Consider the following 543-nt stretch of genomic DNA (forward strand, 5'->3'; position numbering starts at 1 on the left):
GGATTCTAGAGACCCGGCGGAGCGGAATCAGGCAGCACGCGGTGGCGCCACGCGCCGTCGCACTCAGCCGCTGGCGTACGTCCGCACCAGCCGCTCGTGCAGCGCCGCCGCCGCGGGGCTCAGCGCCCGGTCGCGGCGCTGCAGCAGGCCCAGGGTGCGCCAGAGGTCCGGATCGATGAGCGCCGCGCCGCGCAGCCGCGGATGGTCCGGCGGCAACGCCAGCTGGGGCAGGGCCGCCAGGCCCAGGCCGGCCTCCACCAGCGCCAGGGCCCCGGTCACGTGGTTGCACTCGTACCAGGCCACCGGCTGCCCGGGCAGCCCCGCCATCGCCTGGTCCAGCAGCAGGCGGTTGCTGCTGCGGTTGGAGACGGACACCAGCCGCTGCCCGGCCAGGTCCGCCCAGGGCACCTCGGCGCGGTGCGCCCAGGCGTGGTCGCGCGGCATGGCCAGCACGTAGCGCTCGCGCGTCAGCGCCTGGAACCGGAGGGCCGCGTCCTGGCTGCCCGTGAAGCTCAGGCCGAAATCCGCCGTCCCGCGCGCCAC

General features: G+C 76.4%; 1 protein-coding gene. It reads right to left on the reverse strand.

Going from position 1 to position 543, the window contains the following annotated elements; translation table 11 throughout:
- Positions 1-63 precede the first annotated feature (63 nt).
- On the reverse strand, positions 64-543 hold a 480-nt coding region (locus K9U40_RS23345; protein ID WP_282892452.1), incomplete at its 5' end, for a LysR substrate-binding domain-containing protein.

The organism is Xanthobacter autotrophicus (assembly GCF_030015065.1).
In the GTDB taxonomy this organism is placed as follows: domain Bacteria; phylum Pseudomonadota; class Alphaproteobacteria; order Rhizobiales; family Xanthobacteraceae; genus Xanthobacter; species Xanthobacter autotrophicus_D.